Below are 18543 nucleotides of genomic sequence, written 5' to 3'. Positions count from 1 at the left end.
TCAGTATCTCCCTTGACGCGATGAAGATGAACGGGTGTTCTGCTCAGTGGTAACCGGAGCACGCTGCTCGAGCTCAATACCATAACGGCTGGACTCAGACTGTTGTACCGGTGATACCGCAGGTGCGGATGACTGGCTCATCAGTTTATCAAGCGGCAGGTACATCAGGTTGCCGGTAGATTTGGCATCCACCATGATCTTGCTGGTGCTGCCGAACACTTTTTCCATGGTCTGCAGATACAGGCGCTGACGGGTTACTTCCGGTGCAGCATTGTATTCTGGCAGCAGTTTTTCAAACTGGGCAACTTCACCCTCAGCCTTGTTCACGGCCTGCTCGAAATAAGCCTGGGCTTCTTTCTTGATACGCTCAGCATGACCCTGTGCCTTAGGCAGAACGTCGTTCGCATACGCTTCGGCTTCACGGATGAAACGCTCTTCATCCTCTCGGGCTGCGATGGCGTCATCGAATGCATCCTTAACCTGCTCCGGCGGGCGGGCAGACTGGAAGTTCACATCCACAACCAACACACCCATGTCGTAGCGGTCGATGATGCGGTTGATCTCTTCGAAGGTACGCTCACGCACTTCCTGACGGCCTGTTGTCAGAATCTGGTCCATTGAGGCATCGCCAATTACTGCACGCAGTGCAGAATCAGTGGCCTGACGCAGGCTGTCATCCGCGTTGGTCACGGCATACAGATACTTTTCAGGGTTAGCGATACGGTACTGAACGTCCATTTCCACGCGCACGACGTTCTCATCCTTGGTCAACATCAGACCTGAACTGCGCAGGGAACGGATAGACTGTACGTTTACCGTTTTCACTTCATCAATAAATGTTGGCTTCCAGTTCAAGCCCGGCTGTACGATACGGTCGAACTGGCCAAGGCGAAGAACAACACCGCGCTCAGCTTCACCGATAGTGTAGAAGCCGGAAATGCCCCACACGACCGCAGCCAAAACAGCGATAACCCCTAAGCCAACAGCACCGCCGCCACCCAAAGAGGGGCCACGTCCGCCAAACAACCCGCCAAGCTTGCGGCTCAGCTTACTGAACACTTCATCCAAATCCGGCGGCCCCTGGTCGCGACCACCGCGATTGCCCCATGGGTCTTTATCTGGGCTACCGTTGTTTCCCGGCTCATTCCACGCCATCAGAGCACTCCATCAACATGATAAGACATTGTTTTTTGATACTTTAGCAGCCTAAACGGTTACGATAAAGCTACCTAGCGCACCGTCTTCCTTTTTTTCCAACCTGTGCCACTCAGATTCAGGCATCCGTACATCCAATAATAGATGTCCATCTTCCTGAAATTCCTCGCGCTGGATGCAGTGCATACGATAAAACGCACTGTGCATACGGCCGATACAGGCAGGCGGGATCCTCAGGCGAAAACTGACCATGTTATCGCCAAGCCTTTCAGACAAAGCCTGAAACAACAGGTCGATACCCAGTCCTTCCCGGGCAGACAGCCAAACTGCACGTGGAACGCCCTCTTCATCCCGTTCAATACGAGGAGTTTGGTCTTCCAGTGCATCCACTTTGTTCATCACCAACAAAAATGGAACTTCAGCTGCATCAATTTCTTCCAACACCGTGTTCACGGCATCGATATTTTCACGAAATCTTTCATCACTGGCATCCACCACATGAAGCAATAAATCCGCTTCCTGGGTTTCCTGCAACGTTGCCTTAAAGGCCGCAACCAGATCGTGAGGCAGATGGCGAATAAAACCAACGGTGTCAGCAAGCACTGTCGCGCCGACATCGGGCACATCAATCCTTCTCAGGGTTGGATCCAGTGTGGCAAACAACTGATCCGCCGCATACACGTCTGCTTCTGTGATCCGGTTGAACAGGGTGGATTTTCCGGCGTTGGTGTACCCAACCAGAGAGACCGTAGGTACTTCAGCACGGTTTCGTGCCCGACGCCCCTGCTCCCGTTGCCTGGATACTTTTTCCAAACGTCGAAGAATCGACTTCACCCGCTCACGCAGCAACCGGCGGTCCGTTTCCAACTGGGTTTCACCCGGTCCTCTCAGGCCGATACCCCCTTTTTGGCGCTCAAGGTGGGTCCAGCCGCGAACCAGACGAGTGGAAAGGTGGCGGAGCTGAGCAAGTTCAACCTGAAGTTTACCTTCATGGGTACGGGCCCGCTGGGCAAAAATATCAAGAATAAGCCCGGTACGATCCAATACCCGGCAACGGCAAAGCCGTTCCAGATTTCGCTCTTGTGCCGGAGAGAGTGCATGGTTGAAGATGACGATTTCCGCCCCTTCGACAGCAACCGCCTGCGCGATTTCCTGTGCCTTACCTTCTCCAACGAAATATTTGGGATGTGGGGCCTGGCGGCTGCCGGTGACAACCCGCAGTGCCGAGACCCCTGCTGACGATACCAGTAACTCGAACTCGCTCAGATCCTCCCACTCACCTTCCTGTGTGAAGTTGATGTGAACCAGGATCGCGTGTTCACCGGCCTCGTAACGCTCAAACAAGGATATAGCTCCTTACCGAAGGATTACTCCTCGGTTTTGTCTTGTTGTGGACGCTCGCCCTGGCCTGGATGGCCGCCGGTGGTGTTGTTATGGTGGTGATTTACCGGACGGGCTGGTACCACAGTTGAGATGGCGTGCTTGTACACCATTTGGTTTACGGTGTTTTTCAGCAGGATCACAAACTGATCAAATGATTCAATCTGACCTTGCAACTTAATTCCGTTTACCAGATAGATTGAAACAGGTACCCGTTCACGACGGAGTGCATTCAAAAATGGGTCTTGTAGTGATTGCCCCTTAGCCATTATTTCTTTTCCTTATTGGTATGTTGTTTTAGTAAATAATCGTACGAAATAATCAACGCATACGACAAAACAGGCGACATTATACACAGTTAAGCAGACAGACCGCTAACGGTGTTTGTCACGGTTTGTAACGCATAGGTCAAATTTTCACTGTCGAGCCAGGTCAGGTTATCCCAGCCCCGTAGCCAGGTAATCTGGCGCTTCGCTAACTGGCGGGTGGCACAGATGCCTTTATAAACGGCATCATCCAATGTGTCATTCCCTGCCAAGTAATCCCACATCTGACGATATCCGACGCAGCGGATCGACGGCAGATCCGGGTGCAGATCACCGCGTTGATAAAGCGCGCGCACTTCATCTTCAAACCCGGCCTCGATCATTTTGTCGAAGCGCAGGGCAATACGGCGATGCAGCTCTGCCCTCTCCTTGGGCATTATTGCAAACTGATGAACATGGTAAGGCAACGCCTCACCTTTTGTTTTCGTCAGCTCAGTAAGAGTTTTACCTGAAATACGATAAACTTCCAATGCCCGCGACAGTCGTTGGGGATCATTAGGGTGGATACGTTCAGCAGAAACCGGATCAATCTCACTTAGCTGGTTATGCAAGTATGTCCAGCCATGGGTCTGGGCTTCTTCCTCAATGCCAGCCCGAATTAAAGGGTCGGCTGCCGGTAATGGAGACAGTCCCTCAAGCAGTGCTTTGTAATAAAGCATCGTGCCGCCGACCAACAGGGGGATCTTTCCTTCTGCTGTAATTTCAGCCATTTCCCGCAAAGCATCCTCGCGAAAATCTGCGGCGGAATAGGCCTCTGACGGATCCTTTATATCAATTAGACGGTGCGGTGCCAGTGCAAGTTCCCGGGCATCCGGTTTGGCCGTACCAATATCCATCCCCCGGTAGATCAGGGCGGAATCTACGCTGATGATCTCTACCGGAAATTTTTCACGAAGACGGATAGCCAATTCTGTTTTTCCTGACGCGGTCGGCCCCATCAGGAAAATGGCAGTGGGAAGCGCGGATGGGTTCAAAGTCAAAGTGTTTCCTGTTTAGCTTCAATCGCAATCATTGCCGGGCTCATGTCCACCGGCACGAAAAGGGGAGATATTACCCCATCGGCTTTTTCGCCGTATACCTGTTCCAGCTCTGCAACCAACTGAATTGCCTGGGAGAGGGTATAGCCTGTCCCTTCCTGGCATAAGATTCCCGCAAGCCAGTCAATCATGCTATCCATAAGTTGCTCATCAGTATGGCCGTCATGACTTGAGAGAAACTGCATCAATTCTGGTACAAACTGTTGAAGGTTACTCTGGCGAAGGGGCTGGCAAACAGCCATCACCATCAAGTGGCCCTGCCCTTTGGCTTTCAGGTGCAAACCAAAGCGAATCAACAGATCTTCCCGTTTTCCCGCAAGCGCTATCTCTTCCCTGCTTGCAGGCAGGGATTGTGGGATCAGCAAGGGCTGCGCTTTCAGCCCCTCAGATTTCACGCTTTGAAGACGGGAAGCCGCTGCCAGCCGATTAAGTGCATCCAAGCTGCCGAGCGCAATCGTACCGCCTCGCTCCACCAGCAAATACCGTTGCTGAACCACTGACAGCAAACGCCCTGCACCGCCGCGGCTTTCCAGCCGGGTTGCCGGCTGGCTGTCAGCCTGGGTAACCTGGATTTCGGGTTCCATCTCTTGCAGCTCTGCCGGTTCACCCGGCGTTAGCAGGGCTTCGTAGAGCGCACGTTCTGTTTTGCCCGGGTTCGCTGCCGGTTTGAAATCTGCCTGCCGGTTTGAAGGATAACTGCTGCTTCGTGAACCACTGCCGGAATAGCCCGAGCCAGAAGAACCGTAGCTGGCGCTGTTTCGGCCCTGCGAACCGGCGCTTTCAGAATACCCCGTCCCTCCAGAGTAGCTGCGGGATGTCTCACGCTCAGCTGACTCCCGTGCCGGCGCCCCGAACCTTTCAGGCTCAGAGGCAAAAGCACTTGCCCGCCACAGGTGTTCAGCCTGCCCGGGATAATTCGGAGTGCTGCCCTGTACGGCATCCGGTTCAGCAATCTCCGTGTTAACAGGCTCCTGTGGGAGGCTGTACTGCACTTGGCTCAGGGCATCCGTAATGGCCTGGCTGATAAAGTCATGCACCAGCCGGGCTTGATGGAAACGTACTTCATGTTTGGCCGGGTGGACATTCACATCCACCTCATGCGGGTTCACTTCGATGTAAAGCACATAGGCGGCAAACTGGTCTGCCCGCAGCGCATTTTCATACGCCTGCCGGATGGCGTGGTTGATGAGTTTGTCCTTCATCATCCGTCCGTTGACAAAGCAGTGCTGGATATCATTCTGCGCCCGTGCACCTTCCGGTGTCGTTATCCAGCCGGACAGTTTCAGGTCACCGTGCTCCAGGCTCACTTCCACCGCATGGTTGACGAAAGCCGAACCACACACCGCCGCCAGCCTGCGTTCCTTCTGCACCTGCGTGGATGCCGGACGATACTGGCGTACCACAGCCCCATTGTGGCGAAGCGTAATGGCAACATCAAAGCGGCTGAGGGCTATACGCTTCAGTAATTCATCAATATGGGTGAATTCGGTTTTGTCAGTCCGCAAGAACTTGCGCCGTGCCGGGGTATTGAAAAAGAGGTCGAGCACTTCGATAGTGGTACCTACCGGGTGGGCGGCAGGTTTCACCGTCACTGCCATTTCCCGCCCTTCCGCATACGCCGACCAGGCTTCATCCTGCCCTTCTGGCCGGGAGGTCAGTGTCAGGCGGGAGACAGAACTGATACTTGCCAGCGCCTCCCCCCGGAAACCAAGGCTTGCAATAGCTTCAAGGTCATCCAGCGTTGAGATTTTGGATGTAGCATGCCGGCTCAGCGCCAATTCCAGCTCATCTTTGGGAATACCGCACCCGTTGTCACGGATGCGGATACGCTTGCTTCCGCCCTTATCAATATCAATCTCAATCCGGGTAGCCCCGGCATCGATACTGTTTTCCACCAGTTCCTTGACCACGGAAGCCGGTCTTTCGACCACTTCACCGGCTGCTATCTGGTTGGCCAGTCTGGCTGGCAGAATTTGAATAGGCATGGCGTTCGTTTAACTTCCCGGGATAATCAGCACCTGCCCGACGCGTAGTGTATCGCTGCGCAGGTTGTTGGCATTTCGTATTGAGGTAACAGTCACCCCATAGTTCTGGGCGATTTTGCCAAGGAACTCACCTCGGGAAACCTTGTGTTTCCGCTCCGGTACCCTTGCCCCGACGATCTTCAGCTTCTGCCCGACCCAAAGGGTGTCACGCTTCAGTGCGTTGGCACTGCGAATAGAGGCGACAGACACCTTGTACTTGTCTGCTATCTTGCCAAGGAACTCTCCCTTTTTGACTACATGGGTCACCATGGCTGTCGAACCGGATGGCGACGAGCCCGCCTTGGACGAAGGCTTGGAAGACGAAGAAGATGCCACGGTTTCAAGCGCCTTGGTGCTGACATTAGGAATTGTCAGAACCTGGCCGATCCTGAGGCTATTGGACTTCAGCCCGTTGGCTTTCTTGATGGCTGCGATGCTGCTGCCGTATTTCTTGGCGATCACAGAAAGGGATTGCCCAGATGTCACCTTGTGCTTGATTCCGTTTTTACGCGCCGCCATCAGGGTGCCATCCGGCGGGTAAAGGCTAAAGTATCCGTAAATACCCTTAACGATAGCATCTGCCAGCTTACGCTGGTGATTACGGTTAAACAGCAGCCGCTCTTCACCTGGGTTGGAAATAAACCCGGTTTCCACCAGCAGCGACGGGATGTCCGGCGATTTCAGCACGGCAAGGCTGGCATGCTCCGGTTTTGATTTGTGAAGGCGGGTGACTTTGCCCAGCTCTTTCAGCACCCTCACAGCAACCTCATAGCCCTCACGCTGGGAGTTGAGGAACTGGAGATCCAGTACCGTGCGGCTCAGGTTCTCGTCCTCTTCATTGTTAGCGAGTACTGACCCACCGCCAAGAAGGTTGGACTGTTCTTCGTGTTTCTCAATCCAGCGACCGATTTCACTGTTCGCCCGGCGGCGTGACAGTACCCACACCGACGCACCACGTGGCTGGGGCTGGGTAAAGCCGTCAGCATGGATAGAGACCAACAGGTGCGCCTTGTGGCGACGGGCAATCTGGGAGCGTTTGTTCAGGTCGATAAAGTAGTCACCACCGCGGGTAAGCACCGCCTTCATCCCCGGTTTGGCGTTAATGTCCGCAGCCACCTTCTTGGCAATTGCCAGGGTAACGTACTTTTCGTACTTGCGGCTCGGGCCGATCGCCCCAGGATCAGACCCACCGTGGCCGGCATCAATGGCTACAATGATGTCACTGGTTCCAAACGGCATCACAACGCTGTCTTCAGAAGCAGCAGGATCGGGTTTGCGTGCGATGGAAGCCGGTGGGTTTGCACTGGCTTTTTTCTGTGGGTGCGGAAGGTCAATAACCAGACGGTTGCCAAATTCCCCCATAGGAGCCAGGGCAAAAATATTGGGTTTCGTCGGGCCCTTGAGCTCAAAAACCAGGCGATAGGTACCTTTGGCCGGTGGTGAGCTTTTACGTACCCGGCTGACGATATCGCTTTTTTCCACCTTAAAGGGCAGCGGCATTGTTGCCTTGGTGTCTTTGAGGTCGATAACCAGCCGGTCTGGCTTGGTCAGGGTAAAATAGGAAAACTCTGCCTTGCCGGACAGATCAGCCACCACCCGGGTTTCATCCGGTGCAGGCCAGGCTCTCAGGTTGGTCAGCGAGTTAGCCAGCGCCATGGGGGCACTGACCAGCAACAAAAGACCCAATACAAGAATGCGCAACCAGGCAGCCATCCCTTTTAACTCCACTGCAGTCGTTCGATTAACGCCTCTCCTTCTGCGGTATTGGCACGCAGGGTCACGGAGCGTCCTTCCTGCTCATAACGCAGATCAATATCTATGTCGGCTTGTGGCAGCAAACCTTCACCCTTCTCCGGCCATTCCACCAGGCAAAGCGCATCTGGGGAAAAATAGTCACGGATACCCATATATTCGAGTTCTTCCGGGTCAGCTAAGCGGTAGAGGTCAAAGTGGTATACGTGCCAGCCTTCGACTTCATAGGGTTCAACCAGGGTATAGGTCGGGCTTTTCACCTTTCCGGTGTGGCCAAATGCGGTAATAAATCCCCGGCTGAACGTGGTTTTTCCGGCACCAAGGTCGCCGTTAAGGTAAAAGGTTGTTTGGTTCTGACATGCCTTGGCAACGGCCTGACCAAAATCTACTGTCGCCTGTTCGTCGTTGAGCAATGAAGAAAACGTCTTTGTCATTGATACCGTCTTTAAATCTGATTTAGCACGTTACGCAATTGCTGAATTACATCGCTGGCAAGCAAGCCCCGCTCACCTTGCCGGGCTGCCAGGTCTCCGGCTTTGGCATGCGCCATCGCGCCGTAAAGCGCCGCATCAGCCCCTGACAGTCCTTGCGCCCACAAAGCACTAATAATACCTGTGAGTACGTCCCCCATGCCAGCACTCGCCATGCCGGGGTTTCCAGCGCAAATAATGTTGAGTTTATCACCATCATAGACAATGGTGCCTGCCCCTTTTAACACAATCACCGCACCAAATTTGTCAAACAGGGATCTGGCCGCAGAAATACGGTCACTTTCAATCTCTGAAACGCTGCATCCAAGCAAGCGAGCCGCCTCTCCCGGGTGCGGCGTAAGCACAGCCTGAGTGACTTTAGAAGGCTGAGCAGCAAGAAGGTTCAACGCGTCCGCATCAAGCACGACAGGCAGTTTGCTTTCCAATGCGGCATCCAATGCAGACACCGACCATTCATCCTGCCCAAGGCCCGGGCCTACGGCCAGGCATGTAGCCCAGTTTAAGGGAGGCAGCCCGGCTTCAAGGTGTTCGGAAAGCGGCGCCATCACTTCCGGGCGGTGAAGGGTCAGGTAGGGCCGGTTTTCATTACGGGTTGCCGCTGCTACCAGCCCAGCCCCGGAGCGAATTGCCGCGTCACTGGCCAGCATGATAGCGCCCATCATCCCCTTGTTCCCGCCGATACAGAGCAGCTTGCCAAAATCCCCTTTATGGGCGGCCCTGTGCCGGGGTGACATCGTGAAATCGGTTAAGACAAACATGTCCGGAGGGAAAGCAGCTTCAAACGCGTCACCAACGCCAAGATCTTCATAGATCACTGTACCGCAGTGCTCACGGCCTTTCCCCGTCAGCAACCCCGCTTTCAACGCGATGAATGACACGGTAGCAGCGGCTTTTACGGCCACGCCCAACACCGATCCCGTATCAGCATGGAGGCCGGATGGCAGGTCGACGGCCAGCACAGGGCTGCCGGATTCGTTGATGGCACAGATAAGATCCCGAATCAATCCCTCAACCGGACGATCCAATCCAATGCCAAAGATTGCATCGACGACAAGATCCACCTCTGGCAGAACCTGTTGCGGCGTACCAATTTCTCCTCCGGTGTCCCGCCACCGACGGCACGCCTTTTCTGCGTCGCCTTTCAGCCGATCAGGATCAGAGGTACTCCAGACAGTCACGTCAATACCGGCCTCGTGTGCCAGAGTCGCCACAATGTATCCGTCACCGCCATTGTTTCCCCCGCCACAACAGACAAGGATCCTTGTTGCTTCCGGCCAGAATTGCTGCAACTGGCGGAATACGGCACTGCCGGCACTTTCCATCAGCGTGTACATTTCGATCCCAAGATCCGCGGCAACCTGCCTTTCTCCGGCACGAACTTGCTCTGCGAGATAGATAGCCTGTGTTACACTGCTGCAAACCGGTTTTGAACCCAACATATTCACCTGATCTTTCCTATGTCCAGACCCGATCTTCCAGACGAAAACGCACTGAAAATACTAGCTGAAAATATCAAGCTCTGGGGCAAAGAGCTAGGTTTCCGCCATGTAGGGATCACGGATATTGATCTTTCTAACCACGAGGCACAGTTTCAGCGTTGGTTGGACAACGGGTATCACGGTGAAATGGCATGGATGGCACGCCACGGCATGATGCGGGCACGGCCCGATGAACTGGTACCGGGTACTGCCAGGGTGATCAGTGTACGACTTGATTACCTCCCGCCCAAAGCCGGTTTTGCCCATACACTTAAACAGCCTGAATTGGGTTATATCAGCCGATATTCCCTCGGCCGGGATTACCATAAGCTGATGCGTAACCGGCTGAAAAGGTTGGGGCAGAAGATCGAAGAGGCTGTAGGATCTTTCCAGTACCGTCCATTTGTCGACTCAGCTCCGGTTTTAGAGCGACCTTTGGCAGAAAAAGCAGGAATTGGATGGACAGGCAAGCACTCTTTGATCTTAAATGAAGGCGCAGGATCCTGGTTCTTCCTGGGTGAGCTTTTTGTGGATCTTCCACTTCCTATAGACACCCCAGTTGAAAACCAGTGTGGGCGATGTGTCGCTTGCATTACCAGTTGCCCGACAAAGGCGATTGTTGCTGAAGGCACTGTGGATGCAAGGCGCTGTATTTCATATTTAACTATTGAATTTGACGGCGTGATCCCTGAAGATCTTCGCCCTGCTATCGGAAACCGTATTTACGGTTGTGATGATTGCCAGCTCGTTTGCCCCTTCAACCGGGAATCCGGGCTGACCGGTGAAAGTGATTTTCATGCCAGGTCCACGCTGGAACAGCAGCCGCTGACCGCACTTTTTGCCTGGGATGAGGACACTTTTCTTAAAAATACTGAAGGTTCTGCTATCCGCCGGATAGGACACCTTCAATGGCTGCGCAATATTGCTGTCGCCATGGGAAACGCCCCCTATCAACCGGAGATTGTCGATCTCCTTATATCCCGTAAAGGGCTCTCTGCCGTTCTGGATGAACATCTTGAATGGGCACTGGCAAAACAGTTGGAGAAAAAAGAAAACGACGCTGTATCAGTATTGTCTTCCTCTGCAAAGCGCCTGATAAGAATCGTTGAAAAAGGCTTGCCACGAGACGCTTAATCATCGGAAAGCATGAGCCGTTCCAATGTGCGTAGCACAGTTTCCAAAATGTGGAAAAAAATAAGGCCACACGAAAAATTCGTGCAAATTGGCGCAGTTAAACACATGCTGTGAATAAGATCAGAGTCAGGTCACAAGAGATGAATTAGCTGGGGATAAATTATGAACAAGCTGAGACTTCTTTATTTATTTTCTTTTTATCTCAATGACTTAAATATATCTTCTTTTTGATTTATTCACGTTGTACTGATGACTGAATAATTAAGGATTAACCACAGCCAACCTGTAATAAATTTTCATCACCATAGTTACCCACAACGACATACCTGTGGATAAGTCTGTGCAATATCTCTTGTAACCGAGAGCTGACGGGAGCGCCGAGCCGAAGGCAATAAACCTGTCAGCCAGTCACTGAATTTTCTGAAATCGCTTTTTGATTTGATGCTTCACAGCATTAGATTTGAGCGCAAGGCTCTCAGGAGTCCCTGTCTGTCTCGCCAGGGATTAACCAGCGGGTCTTCCATATGAAAATTTGGAGCGACACACGGGGTTCGAACCCGTGACCTCAACCTTGGCAAGGTTGCGCTCTACCAACTGAGCTAGTGTCGCAATGCCGGTTTCATCTTGGAAGATGCAAATTGTTTGGAGCGACACACGAGGTTCGAACTCGTGACCTCAACCTTGGCAAGGTTGCGCTCTACCAACTGAGCTAGTGTCGCATTTGTTTTGCTATTGGGTTATCCGGGGAAATTTGGAGCGACACACGAGGTTCGAACTCGTGACCTCAACCTTGGCAAGGTTGCGCTCTACCAACTGAGCTAGTGTCGCATCAATTTCTACTTTCCGGATAATCCAGAAATCTGGAGCGACACACGAGGTTCGAACTCGTGACCTCAACCTTGGCAAGGTTGCGCTCTACCAACTGAGCTAGTGTCGCATCATTCAACCAGCCTTGTAGGCTAATTGAAGAAAAGTGGTTGCGGGAGCTGGATTTGAACCAACGACCTTCGGGTTATGAGCCCGACGAGCTACCAAGCTGCTCCATCCCGCGTCCGGATGTCATCGATAAAGCTCGATGAAAGCTAACCTTCTCTGTTACAAGAGAAGTGGAGCGACACACGAGGTTCGAACTCGTGACCTCAACCTTGGCAAGGTTGCGCTCTACCAACTGAGCTAGTGTCGCATTCAGACTTAACGTCTTGAAAGCCGGGATTGTTTGGAGCGACACACGAGGTTCGAACTCGTGACCTCAACCTTGGCAAGGTTGCGCTCTACCAACTGAGCTAGTGTCGCATTCGCTTAGACAATCACGTCTTTAGGGCTGCGAATTATACGAGGAAATTGGAGCGATGCAAGCACCCAAAATGAAATTTTTCACCAAATTGGTGTCAATCGCTCAATTGATCATCAGATCGTCAGATCGTCAGGATCTTGTCCCGGTAAAATTGCAGTTCCGCAATGGATTCACGGATATCATCCAGTGCAAGGTGGGTACCTTTCTTACTGAATTGATCCAATACCTCAGGCTTCCAGCGGCGAACCAGCTCCTTCAGTGTACTGACATCCACGGTACGGTAATGGAAGTATTGTTCCAATTCCGGCATATGCCTGTAAAGAAACCGACGATCCTGCCCAACGCTGTTGCCGCAAATTGGCGATGCACCTTTTGGCACCCACTGTCCCAGAAACTCAATGGTTTGCCGGATCGCTTCCTGCTCATCGACCTCACTTTCACGGACGCGTTTTACCAACCCGCTGTTAGTATGGGTAGTGGTACACCATTCATCCATTTTGGTGAGTTCGTCTTCCGGCTGGTTAATCGCCAGCACAGGGCCTTCAGCCAATACATTCAGTTGCGCGTCTGTCACGATCGTCGCTATCTCAATGATTTTATGTTGTTCCGGATCAAGCCCGGTCATCTCCAGGTCAATCCAAATCAGGTTCTGGTCGCTGAACGCCATGATATTTGCCTATTTAATGCTGAAACCATGTATCATACTTAGCCTGTTCCCATTGCACCAGACAAGCAAGTTTACGTGACCAAAAAGAAAAAGCTGACCAAGGGCCAAAAGCGCCGGGTTCAAACCAACCAGAAAAAACGCCTCAGCCAGAAACCGGAAGTGCAATGGGATGAATCCCTGCTTCAGGCGGCACGTGAAGGCACGGTAATCACCCGATTTGGCCAGCATGCGGATATCGAAGACATCGAGACTCGCGAGATCCACCGCTGTAACCTGCGCCGCACCGTCGGCAGCCTGGTATCCGGTGACCGTGTGGTCTGGCGCCCTGGTGTAGAAGCACTGCAAGGCATAGCCGGTGTTGTTGAAGCCGTGCATGAGCGCCAGTCCGTGCTCACCCGCCCCGATTACTATGATGGCGTGAAGCCTATTGCTGCCAACGTGGATCAGGTAGTGATCGTCTCAGCGGTGCTGCCGGAGCTTTCGCTCAATATCATTGACCGCTACCTGGTTGCCACCGAGCAGGTTCATATCCCACCGCTCATTGTACTTAACAAAGTCGATCTTCTGGATGATCACGCCCGGGCACAGGTGGAAGAAACCTTCGATACTTACCGTAACATCGGTTACGACGTACTGATGGTGAGCAGCCATACTGGACTGGGTCTTGATGAGCTCAAAGCCCGCCTCGCCGGCCACGTAAATATCTTTGTTGGCCAGTCCGGTGTCGGCAAATCCAGCATGGTTAACGCCCTGATGCCGGATGTGGATGCGGAAGTGGGGGATGTTTCCGAAAACTCGGGCCTGGGCCAGCACACCACAACGGCAGCCCGCCTCTATCATTTTGCAGATGGCGGCGATCTGATCGATTCCCCAGGGGTGCGTGAATTCGGCCTTTGGCACCTCGAACCGGAACAGGTTACTGAGTCCTTTGTGGAATTTCGCGACTACATTGGCGGCTGTAAATTCCGCGACTGCAAACACGGTGACGATCCGGGCTGCGTGATCCGCGAAGCGGTTGATGAAGGCAAGATCAGTGTGGCACGTTTCGAAAGCTATCACCGCATCATTGAAAGCATGGCTGAAAACAAAGCCAACAGGCAGTTCTCCCGTAACAAAGAGAACTGATTCTGAGACGAATTTGACTATTTGTTAACAAATGGCGGCAAGAATGCCGCCATTTTCTTTTCCACGCGCGGCAGATTGGGTAGACTGTCCCGCTGAAATTATCACCGCCACACCGGCGGAAGAGAAAACCTCAGGAACATAAGCGTGTCTGACAACCTGAAAATCGGCCTGCAGTACTGCATGCCCAAACATCTCCTGACCCGTCTGGTGGGCAAGCTGGCCGCATTGCGCGGTGGTGCCCTGACCACGGCAATCATCCGTTGGTTTATCAAAACCTATAAAGTAGAGATGGCTGAAGCGCAGCAATCTGACCCGGCTGCATTCAAAACCTTCAACGATTTCTTTGTCCGCGAGCTTAAACCGGGTGTGCGCCCTGTAGTTGAAGACGCTGACAAACTCTGTTTTCCGGCGGATGCCTGTGTAAGTCAGGCAGGCCCGGTAACACAAGGCCGCATTGTCCAGGCCAAAGGCCATGACTATGATATGGGCGAACTACTGGGTGGTGATACCCGCCTGGCAGAAGAGTTTATGGGTGGAGACTTTGCAACCCTTTACCTTTCGCCGCGTGACTACCACCGTGTCCATATGCCATGTGACGGCACACTGCGTGAGATGATTTACGTACCGGGTGACCTGTTCTCTGTGAACCCGCTGACTGCGCAGAATGTACCAAACCTGTTTGCCCGCAATGAGCGCGTAGTGTGTATTTTTGATACCGAATTTGGCCCAATGGCGCAGGTATTGGTGGGTGCAACTATTGTCGGCAGCATGGAAACAGTCTGGGCAGGCACTGTGACCCCGCCAACCGGACCAAGTATCCGACGCTGGCAATACCCGGCTGAAGGGACAAACGCTGTTGTGCTGAAAAAAGGCGAGGAAATGGGCCGCTTTAAACTGGGCTCAACCGTTATCAACGTATTCCCTGCCGGTAAAATTGCGTTTGCTGATGAAGTCACACCGGAAACACCAACCCGTATGGGAGCGCACTACGCAACCGTCAAAGGCGCTGACGCCTGATTTTGCGGCATCGCCAACAAATCTGAAAACTAAGGGGCCATGAGCCCCTTTTTTGTACGAAAACTTAATCTGCGCCAATTTCCGCTTATTCCTTTGCCGTATTCTGGGTCACAGGCTCTCACACGGATATGCGGCTTATGGCAAGATTTTCAGCGCCTCAACTGATAAAACTGGCTTTCTCTTTTGGTATACCGCTTCTGGTTCTCATGATGCCCAGTGACTGGATTCCTATAGAGGGACTCACAATCCTCCAGCACCGACTGCTGGCAATCTTCCTTCTTGCTGCACTGTTATGGGTTCTTGAACCTGTCCCTGTCTTTGCCACCTCTATCCTGATTATCGCACTCGAGCTCATTATGCTCTCCAACAAAGGGCTCAACCTGTTCCGGAGCGGCACAACCGGCCATCCCTTTGGCGAGTTACTTCCCTACACCGACATATTAAGTGCGTTTTCCTCACCGATAATCATCCTGTTTATGGGTGGTTTTGCCCTGGCTATTGCCGCATCAAAGTACGAGCTGGACAGCAACCTCGCCCGGGTACTGCTCAAACCCTTCGGCAATGAGCCTCGCTTTATCATGCTGGGCTTGATGCTGATTACCGCAGTCTTCTCAATGTTCATGTCCAACACTGCCACCACGGTAATGATGCTGGCATTGCTGACACCGATAATCGCCTCTGTGCCAAAAGGCGATATCGGTATCAAGGCACTGGTGCTGTGTGTACCAATTGCTGCCAACACCGGCGGTATCGCCACGCCCATCGGTACCCCTCCCAATGCCATCGCGCTACAGTACCTGACTGGGGAAAACACCATCACTTTCCTTGAATGGATGTCAATGGGCCTGCCTTTTGTCATCGTCCAACTGGCTTTCGCCTGGTGGCTGCTGCAGAAACTGTTTCCATCCGGCCTGAAAACCGTCAACCTGCGCCTGGATGGCCGGTTCCAGAAGAGCTGGCAAGCCTGGGTGGTTTACTGCACTTTTGGCGGCACCATCCTGCTGTGGATGACCACCAGCCTGCATGGCATGAATACCTATGTGGTCTCAGTAGTGCCATTGGCAGTCTTTACCCTGACCGGCATCATGGGCAAGGAAGAGCTCAAGCTAATTAACTGGGATGTACTCTGGTTGGTTGCCGGTGGTATTGCTATCGGCCTTGCGCTGGATAAAACCGGGCTTGCGGCTGCTCTTGCCCATGCAGTGGATTACAGCACCCTGACACCATTTGCCGTGGTACTGACGCTCTCAATAATCTGCTGGTTGATGGCGAATTTCATGTCCAACACAGCCACAGCCAACCTCCTGATGCCAATAGCCGCAGCAGTCGCCTCTTCCATGGAAAGCCTTACCCAACTTGGCGGAGTCCAGGGATTGCTGGTCGTGGTCGCGTTTTCCGCATCCCTTGGCATGATCCTCCCGGTTTCCACGCCACCCAACTCCCTCGCCTACTCTACGGGCCTGATTGAGAGCAAGGACATGGCAAAAGCCGGTATCATCGTCGGTATCGTCGGTCTGGCCATCGTTTATACAGCCCTTCTGGTTTTGAACTAATCTCCTGTTTTTAAACCCGGCATAGTCATTTATTGACTGTGCCGGGTTCATTTTGCGAAATTTTCCCTTAAATGTATGACAAAATGGCCGATAAGGTATTTTTGATGACCTGACCTTCCAGATCTGTTCCCATGAGTAGTGAACAATGAAGATTACAATAAAGACCAAGCTGATCATTTCGATCGCCCTTATCGTGGCGTTAGTGAGTGCAGTTCAGGCCTGGATTTCCATTTCCAGCCTCCGCTCCACCACCCTTTCCAGCATTGAAACCCAGATGCACGACGCAGGAACATCCACTTCCAGCTACATCAACAGTTGGCTTAATATCCGCAGCGACATGCTGGATGCCAACATCCCCCTCATTGCCAGCGGAGAAAACGTTGACCGCGAAATGCTGCTGACCAAGAAAGCCGGGGATTTCCTTTCTGTCTACGCAGGCTTTACCAATGGCACTATTGCATGGGGAGACAAAACAGAAAGCTGGCCAGCTGACTACGACCCACGGACCCGCCCTTGGTACCGAGATGCCATGGCGGCGGGCAAGCGTATCATCACAGAACCATACCGTGACTTTGACGGCAGTATGGTGATCAGTATTGCTGAACCTTTCCATGGCCAGCGTCAGGGCGTTATCGCACTGGATGTGAAGGTGACCGACATCATCAACCAGATCCTCAACCTGGATCTCAATAACGACGGTTTCGCATTTCTGGTCGACGGTGAAAACCGCGTAGTAGCATTTAAAGACAATGCCACGGTTGGCAAAGATGCTACCGCCATTGACAGTGACCTGACTGCCCACAAACTGGAAGCAATGAAGCAACAGGGCGGACTCCACAGTTACATATCGGATTCTGACGGCAACGAGAAGCTGATCTCGGTTACACCGGTTGAAGGTACCAACTGGACGCTCGGTGTAGTGGAAGATCAGAACCTTGCTTATGCCTCTGTAACAAACAGTATCTATTACACTGTTGCAGCCTCAGTGCTCCTGTTTACGGTATTGGCACTTGCCGGTGCGGCGGTTATCAGCAAGCTGCTCCAGCCGCTTTCTGATCTCAACGATGCTGTCAGCAAGCTTGCCCAAGGTGAAGGTGACCTCACCCAACGCCTGACCATCGTCAATCAGGATGAAATCGGTATGCTGGCAGAAAGCGTTAACCGCTTCCTTACCCAACTCCAGCAGATGATCAAACACATTGTCGGCCAAACCGAGTCACTAACAGATTTCGCTGCGGATTCCCGCCACCTGGCAGAATCGGCAGCCAGTGTCATTCAACACCAGCAAAACGACGTGGACCAGATTGCCACCGCCATCCATGAAATGTCGGCTACAGCCAACGAAGTGGCAAGCCACGCAGAAATGACCGCCAATGCCGCCCAGGCATCTGAAACTTCCTGTCAGGAAGGTATCAGTGTGATCAGTGAAAACCGTGCAGGTATCGCTGCACTGGCAGGCCAAATCCAGGATGCTGCAAGCGTTATTGAAAAGCTCGATGCAAACGCCCAGAGCATCAACCAGATAGTCTCTACTATCCAGGGTATTGCTGAGCAAACCAACCTGCTGGCACTGAATGCTGCCATTGAAGCAGCCCGTGCCGGTGAGCAGGGACGCGGTTTTGCCGTGGTGGCAGATGAAGTTCGCGTCCTCAGCCGCCGTACCCATGATTCAACTGAAGAGATCCGCAGCATGATCGAAAACCTGCAGGCCAATACCCAGCAGGCGGTCCGTACCATGAAGCAGAGCAATGAACAGGCAGAAAGCAGCGTAACCCACGCTGAAAAAGCCAGTGAGAAACTGAACGAGATTACCCTGGCTATCAGCGAAATCTCCCAGATGGCATTTCAGATCGCCAGCGCCGCTGAAGAGCAGCGCGCGGTAACGGATGACATCAGCCGCAATACCCAGGCTATCAAGGATGTGTCTGACCAGGTGGCGCAACAGGCTATCACCAGCCGCACCCAGGCCGAAAATATCGACAGCGCGGTGCAGAACGTACGCCGCGATATCTGTCGCTTCCGGGTGTAATCCCCAAGCGTTTATCTATGAAAGGGCTGCATTGTTGCAGCCCTTTGTTTTTCCAAATATTGTATACGCTTACCCACTACT

14 protein-coding genes and 7 tRNA genes are annotated in these 18543 nt (G+C 52.9%); 5 read left to right on the top strand and 16 right to left on the bottom strand.

Annotated features, from left to right (window positions below; all coding sequences use genetic code 11):
- From hflK to NF212_RS01535, 8 genes are all read right to left on the bottom strand, one after another.
- The gene (gene hflK / locus NF212_RS01570; protein WP_434358223.1) at positions 1 to 1155 is read right to left on the bottom strand and encodes an FtsH protease activity modulator HflK; all 1155 of its coding nucleotides are present in this window, start codon (positions 1153 to 1155) and stop codon (positions 1 to 3) included.
- A gap of 51 nt (positions 1156 to 1206) precedes the next feature.
- Positions 1207 to 2499 (bottom strand): ribosome rescue GTPase HflX, encoded by a 1293-nt coding sequence (gene hflX / locus NF212_RS01565; RefSeq protein ID WP_434358221.1) that lies wholly within the window; start codon positions 2497 to 2499, stop codon positions 1207 to 1209.
- Positions 2500 to 2522: 23 nt separating this feature from the next.
- A complete protein-coding gene (gene hfq, locus NF212_RS01560) occupies positions 2523 to 2804 on the bottom strand; it encodes an RNA chaperone Hfq (protein WP_054674002.1) in 282 nt (93 codons plus the stop codon).
- Between the two features lie 89 nt (positions 2805 to 2893).
- Positions 2894 to 3799 carry a tRNA (adenosine(37)-N6)-dimethylallyltransferase MiaA gene (gene miaA / locus NF212_RS01555; RefSeq protein WP_434360808.1) on the bottom strand — a complete coding sequence of 302 codons (906 nt, stop codon included), beginning with the start codon at positions 3797 to 3799 and terminating at the stop codon, positions 2894 to 2896.
- 38 nt (positions 3800 to 3837) lie between these two features.
- Positions 3838 to 5883 carry a DNA mismatch repair endonuclease MutL gene (gene mutL / locus NF212_RS01550; protein WP_434358218.1) on the bottom strand — a complete coding sequence of 682 codons (2046 nt, stop codon included), beginning with the start codon at positions 5881 to 5883 and terminating at the stop codon, positions 3838 to 3840.
- A 9-nt stretch (positions 5884 to 5892) separates the two neighbouring features.
- Positions 5893 to 7635 (bottom strand): N-acetylmuramoyl-L-alanine amidase, encoded by a 1743-nt coding sequence (locus tag NF212_RS01545; RefSeq protein ID WP_434358216.1) that lies wholly within the window; start codon positions 7633 to 7635, stop codon positions 5893 to 5895.
- A 5-nt stretch (positions 7636 to 7640) separates the two neighbouring features.
- Positions 7641 to 8108 carry a tRNA (adenosine(37)-N6)-threonylcarbamoyltransferase complex ATPase subunit type 1 TsaE gene (gene tsaE, locus NF212_RS01540; protein ID WP_434358214.1) on the bottom strand — a complete coding sequence of 156 codons (468 nt, stop codon included), beginning with the start codon at positions 8106 to 8108 and terminating at the stop codon, positions 7641 to 7643.
- Between the two features lie 11 nt (positions 8109 to 8119).
- Positions 8120 to 9604 (bottom strand): NAD(P)H-hydrate dehydratase, encoded by a 1485-nt coding sequence (locus NF212_RS01535; RefSeq protein WP_434360807.1) that lies wholly within the window; start codon positions 9602 to 9604, stop codon positions 8120 to 8122.
- Positions 9605 to 9622: 18 nt separating this feature from the next.
- Between NF212_RS01535 and queG the strand changes: the two genes are divergently transcribed.
- Positions 9623 to 10777, top strand: a complete 1155-nt coding sequence (queG, locus tag NF212_RS01530) for a tRNA epoxyqueuosine(34) reductase QueG (protein WP_434358212.1) — start codon at positions 9623 to 9625, stop codon at positions 10775 to 10777.
- A 533-nt stretch (positions 10778 to 11310) separates the two neighbouring features.
- On the opposite strand, the gene NF212_RS01525 is transcribed toward queG, so the two are convergent.
- The 8 genes from NF212_RS01525 to orn all read right to left on the bottom strand — a co-directional run bounded on the left by NF212_RS01525 (position 11311) and on the right by orn (position 12738).
- Positions 11311 to 11386 (bottom strand) — tRNA-Gly (locus tag NF212_RS01525).
- Positions 11387 to 11420: 34 nt separating this feature from the next.
- A tRNA-Gly gene (locus NF212_RS01520) sits at positions 11421 to 11496 on the bottom strand.
- Between the two features lie 33 nt (positions 11497 to 11529).
- Positions 11530 to 11605 (bottom strand) — tRNA-Gly (locus NF212_RS01515).
- Between the two features lie 33 nt (positions 11606 to 11638).
- Positions 11639 to 11714 (bottom strand) — tRNA-Gly (locus NF212_RS01510).
- A gap of 37 nt (positions 11715 to 11751) precedes the next feature.
- A tRNA-Met gene (locus tag NF212_RS01505) sits at positions 11752 to 11828 on the bottom strand.
- Positions 11829 to 11884: 56 nt separating this feature from the next.
- Positions 11885 to 11960: transfer RNA gene (locus NF212_RS01500), tRNA-Gly, on the bottom strand.
- A gap of 34 nt (positions 11961 to 11994) precedes the next feature.
- Positions 11995 to 12070 (bottom strand) — tRNA-Gly (locus tag NF212_RS01495).
- 122 nt (positions 12071 to 12192) lie between these two features.
- The gene (orn, locus tag NF212_RS01490) at positions 12193 to 12738 is read right to left on the bottom strand and encodes an oligoribonuclease (RefSeq protein WP_434358210.1); all 546 of its coding nucleotides are present in this window, start codon (positions 12736 to 12738) and stop codon (positions 12193 to 12195) included.
- A 75-nt stretch (positions 12739 to 12813) separates the two neighbouring features.
- Here orn and rsgA point away from each other — a divergent pair, with 75 nt between their 5' ends.
- The 4 genes from rsgA to NF212_RS01470 all read left to right on the top strand — a co-directional run bounded on the left by rsgA (position 12814) and on the right by NF212_RS01470 (position 18462).
- Positions 12814 to 13863 (top strand): small ribosomal subunit biogenesis GTPase RsgA, encoded by a 1050-nt coding sequence (rsgA, locus tag NF212_RS01485; RefSeq protein ID WP_434358208.1) that lies wholly within the window; start codon positions 12814 to 12816, stop codon positions 13861 to 13863.
- A gap of 144 nt (positions 13864 to 14007) precedes the next feature.
- Positions 14008 to 14880: an archaetidylserine decarboxylase gene (gene asd / locus NF212_RS01480; RefSeq protein WP_434358206.1), complete on the top strand. Its 873-nt coding sequence runs from the start codon at positions 14008 to 14010 to the stop codon at positions 14878 to 14880.
- A 137-nt stretch (positions 14881 to 15017) separates the two neighbouring features.
- Positions 15018 to 16433, top strand: coding sequence for an SLC13 family permease (locus NF212_RS01475; protein WP_434358204.1), 1416 nt, complete (start codon positions 15018 to 15020; stop codon positions 16431 to 16433).
- A gap of 145 nt (positions 16434 to 16578) precedes the next feature.
- On the top strand, positions 16579 to 18462 hold the full coding sequence (locus tag NF212_RS01470) for a methyl-accepting chemotaxis protein (protein WP_434358202.1): 1884 nt from the start codon (positions 16579 to 16581) through the stop codon (positions 18460 to 18462).
- Positions 18463 to 18543: the final 81 nt, after the last annotated feature.

The organism is Parasalinivibrio latis, from assembly GCF_036825535.1.
Classification (GTDB): Bacteria; Pseudomonadota; Gammaproteobacteria; order Enterobacterales; family Vibrionaceae; genus Parasalinivibrio; species Parasalinivibrio latis.
The sequence above is the reverse complement of the archived record's forward strand: the minus strand, read 5'-3'. Positions and strand labels throughout refer to the sequence as shown.